This is a genomic window from Rhodocytophaga rosea, from assembly GCF_010119975.1.
Classification (GTDB): Bacteria; Bacteroidota; Bacteroidia; order Cytophagales; family 172606-1; genus Rhodocytophaga; species Rhodocytophaga rosea.
Map to the genome: position 1 here is coordinate 1443953 of NZ_CP048222.1, position 14109 is coordinate 1458061.

General features: G+C 38.6%; 14 protein-coding genes and 1 pseudogene. 7 read left to right on the forward strand and 8 right to left on the reverse strand.

Features of this window, described 5'->3' with window-relative positions; translation table 11 throughout:
• Window positions 1–989 precede the first annotated feature (989 nt).
• From GXP67_RS06135 to GXP67_RS37270, 5 genes are all read left to right on the forward strand, one after another.
• Entirely contained in the window at window positions 990–2156 is a 1167-nt protein-coding gene (locus GXP67_RS06135; RefSeq protein ID WP_162442327.1) for a tetratricopeptide repeat protein, read from the forward strand.
• Between the two features lie 136 nt (window positions 2157–2292).
• A complete protein-coding gene (locus tag GXP67_RS06140; protein WP_162442328.1) occupies window positions 2293–2823 on the forward strand; it encodes a YfiR family protein in 531 nt (176 codons plus the stop codon).
• A 413-nt stretch (window positions 2824–3236) separates the two neighbouring features.
• Window positions 3237–3329, forward strand: coding sequence for a hypothetical protein (locus tag GXP67_RS37265; protein ID WP_232065274.1), 93 nt, complete (start codon window positions 3237–3239; stop codon window positions 3327–3329).
• A 59-nt stretch (window positions 3330–3388) separates the two neighbouring features.
• Window positions 3389–3517: a hypothetical protein gene (locus GXP67_RS37745; protein WP_262890482.1), complete on the forward strand. Its 129-nt coding sequence runs from the start codon at window positions 3389–3391 to the stop codon at window positions 3515–3517.
• Window positions 3510–3752, forward strand: a complete 243-nt coding sequence (locus GXP67_RS37270; protein WP_232064993.1) for a hypothetical protein — start codon at window positions 3510–3512, stop codon at window positions 3750–3752. The genes GXP67_RS37745 and GXP67_RS37270 overlap by 8 nt, the downstream gene beginning before the upstream one ends.
• Before the next feature lie 431 nt (window positions 3753–4183).
• Here the strand turns inward: GXP67_RS37270 and GXP67_RS06150 are convergent, their stop codons facing one another.
• Both GXP67_RS06150 and GXP67_RS37275 read right to left on the reverse strand, forming a co-directional pair.
• On the reverse strand, window positions 4184–4993 hold the full coding sequence (locus GXP67_RS06150) for a T9SS type A sorting domain-containing protein (protein WP_394351963.1): 810 nt from the start codon (window positions 4991–4993) through the stop codon (window positions 4184–4186).
• 130 nt (window positions 4994–5123) lie between these two features.
• A pseudogene (locus GXP67_RS37275) lies at window positions 5124–6797 on the reverse strand (FG-GAP-like repeat-containing protein); the annotation flags it as partial.
• Window positions 6798–6875: 78 nt separating this feature from the next.
• Here GXP67_RS37275 and GXP67_RS06160 point away from each other — a divergent pair.
• Window positions 6876–7574, forward strand: coding sequence for a transposase (locus tag GXP67_RS06160; RefSeq protein WP_162442331.1), 699 nt, complete (start codon window positions 6876–6878; stop codon window positions 7572–7574).
• Window positions 7575–7826: 252 nt separating this feature from the next.
• Here GXP67_RS06160 and GXP67_RS06165 read toward each other — a convergent pair whose 3' ends face one another.
• The 6 genes from GXP67_RS06165 to GXP67_RS06190 form a co-directional block, all read right to left on the reverse strand.
• Window positions 7827–9389 (reverse strand): M4 family metallopeptidase, encoded by a 1563-nt coding sequence (locus GXP67_RS06165; RefSeq protein ID WP_162442332.1) that lies wholly within the window; start codon window positions 9387–9389, stop codon window positions 7827–7829.
• 18 nt (window positions 9390–9407) lie between these two features.
• Window positions 9408–9761 carry a hypothetical protein gene (locus GXP67_RS06170; protein ID WP_162442333.1) on the reverse strand — a complete coding sequence of 118 codons (354 nt, stop codon included), beginning with the start codon at window positions 9759–9761 and terminating at the stop codon, window positions 9408–9410.
• An 833-nt stretch (window positions 9762–10594) separates the two neighbouring features.
• Window positions 10595–11257 carry a response regulator transcription factor gene (locus GXP67_RS06175; RefSeq protein WP_162442334.1) on the reverse strand — a complete coding sequence of 221 codons (663 nt, stop codon included), beginning with the start codon at window positions 11255–11257 and terminating at the stop codon, window positions 10595–10597.
• Window positions 11258–11310: 53 nt separating this feature from the next.
• Complete coding sequence (locus tag GXP67_RS06180; RefSeq protein ID WP_162442335.1) at window positions 11311–12111, reverse strand: sensor histidine kinase; 801 nt, start codon at window positions 12109–12111, stop codon at window positions 11311–11313.
• Window positions 12075–12497, reverse strand: coding sequence for a hypothetical protein (locus GXP67_RS06185; protein ID WP_162442336.1), 423 nt, complete (start codon window positions 12495–12497; stop codon window positions 12075–12077). The genes GXP67_RS06180 and GXP67_RS06185 overlap by 37 nt, the downstream gene beginning before the upstream one ends.
• Window positions 12498–12752: 255 nt before the next feature.
• Window positions 12753–12947 (reverse strand): hypothetical protein, encoded by a 195-nt coding sequence (locus GXP67_RS06190; RefSeq protein WP_162442337.1) that lies wholly within the window; start codon window positions 12945–12947, stop codon window positions 12753–12755.
• Between the two features lie 304 nt (window positions 12948–13251).
• Between GXP67_RS06190 and GXP67_RS06195 the strand changes: the two genes are divergently transcribed.
• Entirely contained in the window at window positions 13252–14100 is an 849-nt protein-coding gene (locus GXP67_RS06195; protein ID WP_162442338.1) for a LuxR C-terminal-related transcriptional regulator, read from the forward strand.
• Window positions 14101–14109: the final 9 nt, after the last annotated feature.

Here is a 14109-nt window from a genome sequence, read left to right on the forward strand (position 1 = left end):
AACTTAGCTCATAGTGAAAAGCAAAGACAGCAATTTGATAAGGAGTTTAATATAATGACTATTTAATTGTGTCTATATGATAAATCCACCATGGAAGTAGCAGAAGAATTAGGCATTAGTAAAGTCTTGGTACAATGGCCTGGAATTTTTTTCAGGAAAATAAAAACTGAGTTAATTCATCAGATGGAAACGAATCTGAAGAAGCCACCAAACGGAGGTGATTGAATTTATTGATATATAGTACAACTGGCAGAGAATCTACACATCTTTTGGATACTTGATATCTATTGAATCTGATGCAAAATCAACTATAAACAGCAGTTTAACTTTTTGTCCATTTTTTATTGCTGGTTTACTACTTTTTCCGCAAAACTTTAATAGCTTGGTTCTCTAAACTTAAGTCGGCATACATTTGCTTTAACCGGCGATTTTCTTCTTCTAATGTATTAAATCTTTGTAGCTCTGAAATCTGTATACGCCAATAGCTTTCCAATTATAAAAATTCGCCTCACTCATGGCATACTCTCGTGCTATTTATGCTATCGTCTGTCCTGGTTCTTGTTGTTTGAGAATAGCTACAATTCGTGATTCAGTGAATCTTCCTTTTTTCATTTTCCCATTAGTTCTATTAGTGGAAGTATACTTAAATTCCTCTACTTTTCACTGGATCACTTTTAGGGGAAGTCTACAAATGGTCTAAAATAACCGATTTAGTTTGTAGTACACTGCATTGGGCTATAGCAGAGTTTACGTTTAGCCGCTTATTAAACTCATAGAGTTAGAAAGTTATAAGTGAAAATATTTGCTGCATTTATTACATGCTTTATTATCGTAGAATCTTAACAATTAATGAGGGTTTCATAAGCTATTCTATAATAGTTGTATTTTAGAAAAAATATTGAACCTTAGCTTAAAACTATAACTACTAATGGTTTTATTCAATTTTTACAGTTTTTATATAAATTTTTAGTATAACAATATTTGATCTCTTGAAAGCAAGTCATTTATTTATTATTCCATTATTTATCCTGGTAGAGTTTCCTGTTTGGGGACAGGTAGTTTTAGTAGATAAGGCATTTGAATATATAAAAAACAAGAATATTGAGAAAGCTCGTGAATCAATTGATATTGCTTCTCAGCACGAATCAACAATTACAGATCCAAGAACCTGGTATCTTAAAAGTTTTATTTATAAAGAGTTATATAAAGCAAACACTTCTGCATCAGATGATTTTAGAGAAATAGCTTTGGAATCTGCCCGAAAAAGCCTCCAATTGGATAAAAAAAATACCTTCAATGCCGATAATGAAGCAATAGTTAATTTTCTAAGATCATCATACTATAACGATGCTACTGATCATTTCAATAATAAGGAATTCAATGAAGCGCTCAGTAAATTTGAAAAATGTATAAAATACACATTTAGTAATAAAATTGATGAAATCTACAAACAGGCAACTTTCTATGCCGGCTATTCCTCTTCGCAATTAAAGAATTTACAGAAAACCAAGATGTACTTTGAAAAGGCGCTTTCATTACAATATAATGATCCATCACTTTATGAAGAACTTGCGTTGCTTTACATGAAAGAAGGAAATGATACGCTTTCTTTGAGTATTTTAGAATCTGGCCGTAAGCTCTTTCCAGATAATCTTCAATTAAGCATTACAGGAATAAATTTATATTTAGATGCCAACAAGCTGAATCAAGCAGAAAAACTCGTAAATGAGTATCTTCAATTAGATTCTTCTAATATCGAAGTGTTGCTGGTTGCAGGTACATTATATGGAAAAATATCTCAAATTGACTCTACTAACAGTAAAAACTATTTTCTAAAAAGAAAGGCTGTTTACGAAAGAATTTTACGTATATCTCCAGATAATTTTACAGCTAACTATAACATGGGGATTACTCTTTATAATAGAGGAGTAGATTTAATTAACCCACAGGTTTATGATCTGGATATACTTGCCTTTCATAAGTTATTAGAAAATGTCACTTTACTTTTTAAAGAAGCTCTACCTTATGTGGAGAAAGCCGCTAAGTTATCACCTGAAAATAAAAATGCGTTAGTTGCTTTGCAGGGGATATATTATAACATAAATGAGAAAGATAAATATGAGCAAATAAAAGTAAAAGTTGAATCTATGAAATAGCTGCACTTAATATAAATAATAACATTTAGACTATAGTTGCAGCTGAATAATATTTAATAAAAGTTGCAGCTTTTTCAGAGTAAATTTAAAACATCTATTATTAATTTATTCTCAAAATTTTGAGAAAAAGAATTTTATGAATAAAACCTTATTTTCAATAATTATCATGGTATTGTGTATATATGCGTATCCAACCAATGCGCAAGCGGATATTCATGAAGCTGAAAATAAAATTCATAGTATCTTCATATACAACTTCACAAAGTATGTACAGTGGCCCGAAGAATATAGCAATGGAGATTTTACTATTGGCATAATAGGAAATACAGATTTAGATAAAGAACTACAAAAGATAGCTGCTATAAAAACTGTAAATGGCCGTAGAATTAGTATCAAGAAATACACAGATGTTGGAAATATAGAAAAAAAGTGTAATATCTTATTTTTAACCTCTGAAAGCAGCAGTCTGTTAAGTGATGTTTTAAAAAAATTAACAGGCAGCGGTACGCTTCTTATTACGCATAAAGAGGGATTAGGTAAATTCGGCAGTTTAGTAAACTTTGTTTCAGAGAACGGCAGATACAGATTTGAAATAAATACTACTGCATTTGAAAAAAGCAAATTAAAATTTGAACAGCAATTGAAAGCTGTAGCAATAATCATATAGTAATATTATACACTTAACAGCTATGCACTTACAGTACATAGTTTGCTTCCAGGAAAATTCTATTCTAAAATCATATTGCCTGTATCACTCTATACAATCTAAACAAAGGCATTTCTGCCTTAATAGGCATTAGTTTAAACTATTTTGTTTTAAAGAGTGCAGCATAATCTTAATAAAGAAGCTGTTTAGATGTTTATGATTATAAATAAGAGAGATTTCCAAAGAAGGTAGAACTTTGAGTCACCACAACCAAAAGCTAACCTTACCATGGAAATCTTAAACAAAGATATGATTGAGCAATGGATTTTGCCTCATTTGACTTTAGGTAAGCGAAGTTTTTCCAGCAGAGCGCTCTTTATCAAATTGTTATTTTGATTCTCTACCGCTTAAAAACAGGCTGTCAATGGAGACAGTTGCCCGTTAAACAATTCTTTAAAGAAGAGCAACTTACTTGGCAAGGGATTTACTATTATTTTAACCGATGGACTAAACTAGGCGACTGGTAACAAGTATAGATCAACTTATTAGCTAACCATCATGCCTATCTAGACCTTTCCAGTGCACAATGAACCTCACACATTCTGTAAGATTGGCTATGAATGGAAGTGATACCATAGACAAGCATGGAGGAGAAGCCATTGGTTATCAGGGCCGTAAAGCTGCCAGGACAACTAACAGTCTTGTTTATGGCTGACAATCAGGCCCTAATGCTGGCTATGGCTACTCCGCAAGAAGGGCAGCCCCACGATTTATATCAAATCCAGATCCTCTTTGAGCAACTCTGCCAATTGCTGCTATCAGCAGGCATTGATATCAAAGGTATTTTTCTCAATGCCGATCCTGGATTTGATGATACTACCCTACGGGAGTTTTGTCAACAAAAACAAAATCAAGCCAACATTAAATCTAATCCATGTAAGGCTAGATAAGACTGGCCACACGATCAACATTTTGACCAACAACTTTATAAATGTAGAGTTGCCATCGAACAGGCTAATGCTTAGTGAATTGCACACGTTGTATAGCTTCGGAATTGATAGATTTAAAGTCCTACTGGTCAGATTTGATACACTCGTCTGTATTTGGGTGGCGCTCGATTTAATTGCCTTCTCTGTCCTTTTGCTGTGAAAAATTAAGAACAAAATAATATTTAAACAGCTTCCATATTTTACATGGTAAATAATAGAATGGAGGATCTTCTCTTTGTATAATGACGGTACTTTAAACTAAATCCGTTCTGGTACTTAGTAGTATTATCTTATGTAGTAATGCTTATTTGCACTAGTATCAGTATCAATCAGCAATTTCTTTTATTTATTATAGAAACTGCCGATTGATACTCATAGGGTATTTTATAATATTATTCTATTTTAACTATCCTAAAGATTCGTATGAATGTTCCATACCTTGCCTGCAAAATATAAACACCTGCTGGAATATCCGGATGAAGTGTAATGCTCAGATTGGTAGTATGATTATCATTTACATATACTACTTTCCCATAAGCATCTATTATTGTAATCAACAACTTTTCTGTCTCTTTACTGCCAACTTTCAGCGTAAGATCACCTGCAAAAGGATTAGAATAAATTACAGACCTTTGCTCTATATCATCATTATCTACTCTGGCTATTGAGCTTATTTGAGATAGGCTCCTATTAAACAGCACAGAGCAAGCGGCAGCCAAATAGTTAGCTGTGACTAGATCCAAATCTCCATCTCCATCCACATCTGCCGCGGCTATCCCCCGTGGACTGCTGCCCACCACTACCTGTGTGCTGCCACTGAACATCCCCTGCCCATTGTTCAACCGCACACTCACATTGCCTGCCCCATTGTTGGCTGTCACCACATCTAGATCCCCATCTCCATCCACATCTCCTGCCAACACCCCCCAGGTGCCTGCTCCTGCTGCTACCTCTGCTGTGGCTGCAAACACCCCCTGCCCATTGTTGAGCCGCACACTCACTGTGCCTGTCCCACTGTTGGCTACTGCTAAATCTAAGTCCCGGTCCCGGTCAAAGTCGGCTAACACCACCCCTGCCGGATTGCTGCCCACTGCCACCTGAGCTGTGCCCGAAAACACCCCTCTTCCATTGTTGAATCGCACACTCACCGAGGCTGATCCATAGTTGCTCACGGCCAGATCCAGATCTCCATCTCCATCCACATCTCCGGCCTGCAGCCAGGAAGCCGGCCTGCAGCCAGGAAGGATTCACCCCTACGGCCACCTGGGTGGTCCCTGAAAACACGCCCTGTCCATTGTTGAAGCGGATGCTCACCGAAGCTGACCCATAATTGGCCGTGGCTATATCCATGTCTCCATCTCCATCAAAGTCAGCCGCTGTCACACTGATAGGAGTAGTACCGACAGCCACCTGAGTGGTGCCACTAAACACACCTGTACCATCATTGAACCTGACACTGACCGTATTGGACAGCTGATTGGCGGTGGCTAGATCCATGTCACCATCTCCATCAAAGTCAGCTGCCAGTATTGCCCGGCTGTTGGCCCCGGTGGCCACCTGAGTGCTGCCTGAAAACACTCCTGTCCCATTGTTGAAGCGCAGGCTCACTCCCCCTGTGGGGCTGTGGTGGGAACTGGCCATGTTTATATCTCCATCCTTGTCAAAGTCTGCCATCACTACCCCAAAAGGACTGGCAGGCAAAGAGAGAGTTGAAGCCACAAAGTTAGCCGGGGCTGAGCTGGCAGCAGCAGTAAACTGATACACCTGTGGAGTGACTATAGCTAAACCTGTGGCATTCTTAGCTTGCGTAGTTACACTTACAGTCACCACTTCTCCCGGTTTGAGGTCTGAGAAAGGATCAAAGGTGACAGTGCTGGTGCCTGCGCCTGAAAAGTAGCCGCCTAGGGCAGTGGTACGCAAACCGGTTTGGGACCCATGGATTTTGATGGCGGCTGCTGAAGCAGTGGCTGCCTGCATGGTTTGGGAGAAAGAAAAGCCAATATTGTTGTAGCGATAGACATTTGTACTGTTTTTCAAAGGAGAACTACTGCTCAGCACCGGTGGCACAGGGTCTACACAACTAATGCTCGCCTGCCAGCCTTCATAGGTTGTATTGTATCCAGAGTAAAACTGGAAAGTTAACTGGCCTGTAGCATTACTTGCTGTAATGATAGGTGGAAGGGTAGTTCCTGAATAGGTACCAATCAGGTAAGCAGAAGTAGTAGAACCATCGTAAATCCGAAGCTCATCATAATAACTTTCCGTGGAAAAGGAAGAGAAGGAAACAGAAAGCATTTTAACGGCTGTGGCAGGTGTCAAAGTCATTGTCAAACTCTGATTGTTCTCATAATTGCCTGTACCTCCCGCATCCAGAAACACACTGCTGCATACAGTGAAACTGCCATTGCTCATTAACAAAGGAGCATTGCCCAAAGCGGCTGTGGCTACATTGCTGTAAGGGGAATAAATCCCATTGCGAACCGATCTCACCCGGTAATAATACCTGTTATCTGTTACTAACCCTGTGTTGGCATAGCTTGTTGTATTAGCTGACAGCGTGGCTATCTGGATAAACCCTGAGGTGGAAGAAGTGGAGCGTTCGATCACAAAACCTGTTTCATCCGAAGAAGTATCACTCCAGCTCAGATTGATCTGCGTCCCCGACACACCACTCGCGGTTAGGTTGCCTAGCGTATTAGGTAAGATCACACATGAAATAGTAGCCTGCCATCCTGACTTGACGCCTGAAGAGTTAGATGTAAAATAGAACGTAAGCTGGCCAGAAGTATTGGTAGCAGTAATAGTTGGAGGAAGTGTATTTCCGGAATAGGAACCAATTAAAGGAGTTGAAGTACTACTGCCATCATAAATATAGAGATAATCATAGTATTGCTCTGTATCGAAAGAGGTAAAAGTAACACTAATTCTACCTGTAGAAGTAGTCGGGTTAAATGTTTGAGTAATATACTGGTAATTACTGTAATCACCTGTTCCGCCGGCATTCAAAAATCTGGCACTACAAGTTATGCGAATCAGGAGTATAAAATAAAAAAACAGATGTAGAGTAAACAGGGTTTAAGTTTTATGCACGAACTTAAACTAATCCAATTATACTGCTACATCTGTGAAGAGTATAATCAATTTCTGCGTTGGAATGTTCAACGTTTTAGTAAAAATAATTTTGAAGGGCAAATCAGTGATGAAGAAATCCTGACTATTTACCTGTTTTGTTTATGCTATGAAGAAAAATATAAAATCAAATCCATGCATCAGCATATAGAAAAATACTGGCATAGTTGGTTTCCAAACCTGCCTGCTTATCAGACTTTTAATCATAGAATTAATCGTTTGGCAGCCGCTTTTACTTACTTGACCCAAAGACTGACACAGGCTTTTTATTTACCTGCTGACTGCCTTACCATTGTGCTGGGCGATTCCATGCCTATTCTTACCTGCTCTCACAAAAGAAGTGGAAAAGTAGCCACCCCATTAACAAACAAAGCCTATTGTGCAACCAAAAACATGCATTATTATGGAGTCAAACTCCATACCTTAGCCTTAAAAAGAGCCCATACCCTGCCTTTCCCCTGCTTTTTAGCTATCACCCCCGCCTCAGTCCATGATTTGACGGCCCTGCGGAGTGTGTTGGAAAAAAGCTATGCCCATATGAGTGTTCTAGATAAAGCCTATTGTGATAAAGAATTACAACAACACATGCTTGCCAAGGGCAATACACTGCTCACGCCAATGAAAGAAAAAAAAGGGATGCCACTCATACGTTAAACAATTTGATCAGGCGTATCAGGATTTAACCAACACTGCCCTTGCTAAAATAAGGCAGCCTATTGAATCTCTTTTTAGTTGGATACAAGAGAAAACTTATATACAAAATGCTTCCAAAGTACGTTCCCAAGAAGGCTTGATGGTGCATGTGTTTGGTCGTTTAGCCGCTGCGCTGATGATGCTTTCCGGATTGTAACCCCTGATTCGCATAAGTTGTGTATGTTCCATTACTCATAATTACTGGAGGAGTTCCTACAGTGGCTGTGGCAACATTGCGTATGTAGAGGAAGTTGTACCCAAAGCGGCTTTAACCCGGTAATAGTAAACAGCATCTGTTGCTAAACCTTTATTCGCATAAGTAGTTGCATTGGCAGCCACTGTAGCAATCTGTATAAAACCACTGGCAGCAGCGGTGGATCTTTCAATAATAAATCCGGTTTCAACCGTTGAATTATCCGTCCAGGCCAAATTGATTTGTGTGCCAGAGGCAGTTGTAGCGGTCAGATTGGTTGGCGTAGATTGAGTATCATACACACCTACCGCATACCAGGCATTAGCCGTCTGAATAGCTTCCTGGGAAGTAGCTCCATATAGATCTTTAGCAGCTTGGATGGAGAAAGTTCTGGCATCTTTATACTCTGAGTTAGAAGTTAAATATACACTTTCTGTACGATAGGCGATTCTGGCGGCCTTGTCTATTCCAATACCAGTTACAGCATAATTATCTCCATTGTCATTTGCACCTGTTTTACCTACGCTTAGCAAATAAAACCAGTGATTCAGTACATCACTATTATAGTGCACCCCTCCATTATCTCCTCCGCTACTATACCAGTATTGGCCTAAATACGTATCCGGATGTTGAAATGCATTGGGATTACTCATGGAGCGAATGGCAAAATTAGCATCATCACCCATAGTCCAGATAGATTTCGTAGGATCAACAGAATGTTCGACAACGGCCCCCCATATGTCACTAAAACCTTCATTCATAGCACCTGATTCATAAGAATATACCAGGCCGGCTGTATACTGGCATACCGCATGTGCTATTTCGTGGGCAGTAATATCTAAAGTTGTTAAAGGCTGCGAACCTGTACTTCCATTCATTTCTCCATCTCCAAAAGTCATCACACTTCCATTCCAGAAAGCATTCTCATAGCCCTGCCCATAGTGTACATAACATTTGATAGCGGCACCGTTTCCGTCAAAACTGTTTCTACCCAGAACATTCTTGAAATAATCGTACGTTTTTATGGCGCCCAGGTGACAATCTAAGGAAGCATTATCTTTATTGCTATTGTCATGTTCAGTACCTGTCCATTGATTATCGTTATCCATAAAATCCACGGCCGATCCATAGCTGGTTCCTCTTTGCATATTGTAGGTTTCCACACCCGAACCACGGGAAGCATCACGCAAGCGGTAAGAACCATTTGAAAGGGTGGTAGCAACCGTACGCTGGCCGCTGTAACGGGTATGAGCCGTTCCATCTACATGTTTAATAATGGCATCCTGGTGAATAACCGTACCTGTATGTGCATCTACATATATATGGGCTCTGCTGATGGGTTCATGGGAAAATACATCAAATTTATACGCCAGGGTTAAGTCGCCATTCTCAATTATCTGATGGTTTTTCCGGTAAATTTTGCAGATAACCAGCTCACCTTTGGGATAATGGGTGGCTTTGGTGTCATTTTTTAATTCCTTAACCCATGCTTCTTCCGAGGCTATCTGCCATTTATATGTTTTAGCCCCAACAAAGGCCAGGGCTTTTTGTAATGCCTGCTCTTGAGAAAGAGTTGGGCTCAAATTCAATGATGCTGGTACCTAATATAGTTCACCACTAATGCCCTCCACCATACCATTCTTTGCATGGATTTTATAAATACCATATTCAACTTTTAGGCCGTTAAAGTAGTGCTGTAATTTTTCATGAGAGATACCTCCTATATCTGACTGTCTCTGCAATGAAACCAATTGATCACTGGTGCCTAAGCCTATCTTTTGTTTGATAAGATCAAAGGACTGATTATTAATAGAGTTCTGCTGATCAACCTTTACGTAAAAAGGAGAACCTTTAGCTACGGATGATTTGATTGGAACACTTTGGGAATAGGTTACATGATAGGCAAGAGCTAGCAACACGGCCAGGAAGGCTGTGAGTTTGTAAGCATGAATCATAAAATAAAAAGATGAAGGCTTGAAGAAATATTAATTATACATTTTAAAGAACCCAAACGACCTTAACAGAAGGCTTTATATAGTATTTCATTATGGTTGAAGCTTAAATCAGCATGTTATATTTTTACTAAATATTAATTAAGCCATGGTTGATTTTAGACAAAGCATTATCCATTATCTACATTATTCATATGCAGATAATGATTCGTGATCCAAATCATAAATTGACAGTAAAAAAGTATGATGTAAGTTTTATGCTATGAATTATTAATACTAGTTGACGAAAGGAGGTAACATTATATTCAAAATTTATTTCATTTTTTTTAGACGTCTTCAAAAATAGATGTTTAAAACAAGATCAGTTCTTTTGTCTTATCGTTCTTAATAAGTTTAAATTGGAAGCTTTACGGATTAATCTGTTTTGAGCCAATACCTGCTAACAGATTTTTGTATCAGCCTTCAGAAGGCCTATACAGCTGTAGTTGAGCAGATTAAAAAAATGCCTTACTCAGAAATTATGATTCAGTTAGCCTATGATTAGAGAAGGATTAAGTTCATCTCTGCCAACATGCCTATATTTTGTATACATAGATTATCACAAGGCAAAGCATGTTTAGCCCGATACAATTAAAAGCGTATGATTTAGAGTAAATATATTTGGTACTTACACATAAAAATTGTGTATATCAATACCATAAATTACGTATCATAAATTGCGAATGAGTGTATATTTCTGGATTTATTATTGCTGTTTTTTGCCGATATAATATATTGTTTCAATATTTTACAGACGTAATAAATAGATCATCAGATCGATACGAAAAACATACTTACTAAACTTTCACAATCCCATGCTTAATAGCATACAGCACGAGCCCTACCCTGTTTTTTACGCCTAATTTTTCAAATAGTGCTTCTCTATAGCCATCAATCGTTCTAGAAGCTAAACACATTTTATCAGCAATTTCCTTATAGGTAAGTTCAGAGCAGGCAAGCTTTAAAAATTCCCTTTCCCGGTCAGATAGGACGGCTTCTGGTACAGGCTTGTTCTCTTGTGGTTCTTTGTACATGGAATTTAGAAAAGCGTTACTCACCAGTGGCGAGAAGAAAAAACCTTTGGAAGCCATTTCTTGCAATGCGGCTTTCAGTTCTGCGAGGTCTGCATCTTTGAGGATGTAACCGGTAGCTCCGTTTTTAAACATCCGGATGATGGAATCTTCCTGGTCGTACATAGATAAGGCCAATATCTTTATCTGCGGAAAATGTACTTTCAGCCATTGTGCGGTTTCATACCCATCCATTTGCGGCATGGTAATGTCTAGCAGCACAATCTCAGGTACTTCTTCACTGGAAATCTTTTCAATTAGTTCCTTTCCATGGTTTGCTTCCCAGATAACCTTGTAGCCTGTAAAGCCATTGATGAGTTCTACCATGCCCTTTCTAAACAGCTTATGATCATCCACTAAGGCAACTTTGATCGGAGGTAAAAGTGTCATAGATACTATAGCTGATGTACTGTTATTAAAAATAAAATGCTTTGTATGTATTTTTAATTATTTACGCTCAACGGCAGTGACAGATTAGCCTTACTCCCTTTATGGGGTTCACTTCCTATATTAAACTGAGCCCCTATTAATTTTGCCCGGTGATGCATATTGGTGATGCCTGTACCTTTATCTGAAGCTGGTACTGCTTGGGTAACCACAGGATCAAAACCTTTTCCATTATCCTGCACAGAAAGCAGCAGCATAGCTGGGGTGAACTCTAAAGATACACAAATCTGACTTGCCTGTGCATGTTTGATAATATTTTGAAGCACTTCCTGGGCAATGCGGAACACTATCAGCCGTTTCTGCTCATCGATCATTACTTCCTGGCCACTTACTGTAAGTTGTGTTTTGTACAAACCTGTTTTTTCAATCAGGTCCAGTTCAAATTGCAAGGCTTCCGATAGCTTTAATTCATGGATATGCCCGGTGTTTAAGGACCTGGACAGGTTACGCAAATCTTGAATTACTTTACCCACCAGGTCTTTGGCTACGGAGACTTTTTCAGAAGTGCCTTTGTCTTCAATCACCAGGGTAGTTAAACTTAGTTTTACCAGGGATAAGATCTGGCCAATGTTATCGTGTATTTCCTGAGATATATTTTGCAAGGTCTGTTCTTTGATTTCAAGCTGTGCTTTCAGAAGTTCCTGTTCATATGTATTTTTCATTTCTTCTTTTTCTCTCACATAGTTATGGTACTGACGCTGGTATAAAAACATAAAAGCGATCACAAAGCTGCTGATCAACAGCAACAGAAGAGTAATCGCTATAACAAATTGTATTTCTGAGGCGATGGCTTGCATAGAAACCCAATCAGAAAAAAGATGCACATAAGTAAAAACACCACATTATGTATCATCCACAGCAAGCCGAGATTGGATACATTCTCCTGAGTGAGTTTCCGGTAGCTAACAAAGATAAAAAAACAGCTGGTAAAGTAAACTAGCAAGCCTGTTACATAATAGAAATCCCTGCTTTCAAAAATACTCATCGTAGCCGGATTAGTGAGTTTCTGATAGTAATAGAGAAGACAATAGGCAATGATAAAAAAGCTGGCCACACTATACGAATTGCTATTAAAAGTATCAAGTCCTTCCCAGAGAAGTATGTTAACAAAGGCAAATACGAGAAATAAGCCAATCATCGCCAGCAGAAGAGGTTTTGCATAGGAATAGGTAAGCAGTCCCATAAAATAGCCGGACAATAGAAGAAAGGATACTATGCAATTGGTATGATATAGGTATAAATTATTCAGATCATAAAAATGCTGTAATATATTTGATGCCGTATTTAAAAGGACTTGCAAGAGCAGAAACTGAACGATAAAATCCCTCCTCCAGGCTACTCTACCACTTGCAAGCGCATAGAGTATCAGAACAAAAGGAGGGATACTATCTAAAAATTTAACAAATACATTCAGCATCGCTCATCTGATAAGATAGATTTAATCACATCCCGGAGGATTAGGGCATCCTCTTACCGTTGCGCCCGTTGTGCCTACAGAGGTTGCCACAACAATTGCCTTAAACTCCTTGGCGGGTGGGTCTAACTTCTCATAAATAATTTTGATTGAAATGGTCGCTCCCTGTTCCTGCATCAGAACCTGGAGATCTTGCTTGTTGAAAATAAATTCCTGCATGAAAGTAGTGAGTTAAGAGTTGAGAATCAGCATCTACATGCTTGCAGGTGAAGGTAAGATAAATATTAAAATCCATAATTCCTTGTGAAAGGTGGCAAATCCTACGCCTAATACACAAACTACTGTATGTCAGAAAATTACAAATTACATATACTCAGATTTCGGTATTTTTAGGCCAAAAAACGGGAAAAACACCCTTTCCGACAGGGTGAAAATAGCCTGAAACTCAATGTATTTATACCCTTGAAAGGAGCGGCTAGAAAAGGCATTTTTACAAGCACTTTTTAGATCTTTTAACCAACCTATGCACTCCTTTCATTCCTCATCAAAAGTTGCCATGATGCACCCTCATCCTATGCCAGTAGGAAAAGGGTGGCTGGAAACATTTAGCGGCTATCAACACCAAAAGCATAATATTATTCTAAACAATTTATTCTTTGATAAGAAACAGGCAAGTGGTTTACAGATCAGGGAGCAACTACAGAATAATCCAATGGTAGATGCTTTTTTAAGCATGTTCTCCTCTGTGGCGTTTCTATTAGACATAAGCAGCAATACATATGTCTATTTAAGCTCCAACATAGAAACTATGGTAGGCTATACTTCAACAGAGTTACAGCAGATTGAATTAACCTCTAACGCTGCTCTAACCCATGAAGAAGATTCACCCTATATGCTCTCTTTAACCACTCAGTTATTTAAGCACCTCAAAAAATTACCGCTTCAAAAACTGGGCGATTATACCTTAAACAGAGAATTCCGGCTCATCCGAAAGGATGGCAGCAGCATTGGAATGCTTGAGCAAAGCAAAGTAATAGAAACAGGTAAAAAGGGAGAAGTATTGTCCATATTCGGGCAACTCACCGACGTTTCTAATCTTAGAAAAAAACAAGGTCCGGCTGCATACATAAGCTCCACATTCAATGAAGAAATTATTGATTTTTCCCTAAAGAAGTCTCATTCTATTTTCAGTAACCGGGAATTACAGGTGATGGAATTGCTTTCGAAAGGCTTAAGCAGTAAGCAGATTGCCGGTATGCTCTGTATTAGTCCCTATACGGTAGGTAAACACCGCCAGAAAATGCTGGCTAAAACTCAAAGTAAAAACTCCAGTGAACTTATTCATTTTGCAGAACATCATCAACTGGTGTAAAACAGAGGA

Coding starts and splice junctions, on each gene's coding strand:
- GXP67_RS06140 (WP_162442328.1), top strand. CDS start 2,293: ATGAATAAAACCTTATTTTCAATAATTATCATGGTATTGTGTATATAT.
- GXP67_RS06190 (WP_162442337.1), bottom strand. CDS start 12,947: ATGCAGGAATTTATTTTCAACAAGCAAGATCTCCAGGTTCTGATGCAG.
- GXP67_RS06185 (WP_162442336.1), bottom strand. CDS start 12,497: ATGGGACTGCTTACCTATTCCTATGCAAAACCTCTTCTGCTGGCGATG.
- GXP67_RS37270 (WP_232064993.1), top strand. CDS start 3,510: ATGGCTGACAATCAGGCCCTAATGCTGGCTATGGCTACTCCGCAAGAA.
- GXP67_RS37745 (WP_262890482.1), top strand. CDS start 3,389: ATGAACCTCACACATTCTGTAAGATTGGCTATGAATGGAAGTGATACC.
- GXP67_RS06180 (WP_162442335.1), bottom strand. CDS start 12,111: ATGCAAGCCATCGCCTCAGAAATACAATTTGTTATAGCGATTACTCTT.
- GXP67_RS06175 (WP_162442334.1), bottom strand. CDS start 11,257: ATGACACTTTTACCTCCGATCAAAGTTGCCTTAGTGGATGATCATAAG.
- GXP67_RS06170 (WP_162442333.1), bottom strand. CDS start 9,761: ATGATTCATGCTTACAAACTCACAGCCTTCCTGGCCGTGTTGCTAGCT.
- GXP67_RS06160 (WP_162442331.1), top strand. CDS start 6,876: ATGCACGAACTTAAACTAATCCAATTATACTGCTACATCTGTGAAGAG.
- GXP67_RS06195 (WP_162442338.1), top strand. CDS start 13,252: ATGCACTCCTTTCATTCCTCATCAAAAGTTGCCATGATGCACCCTCAT.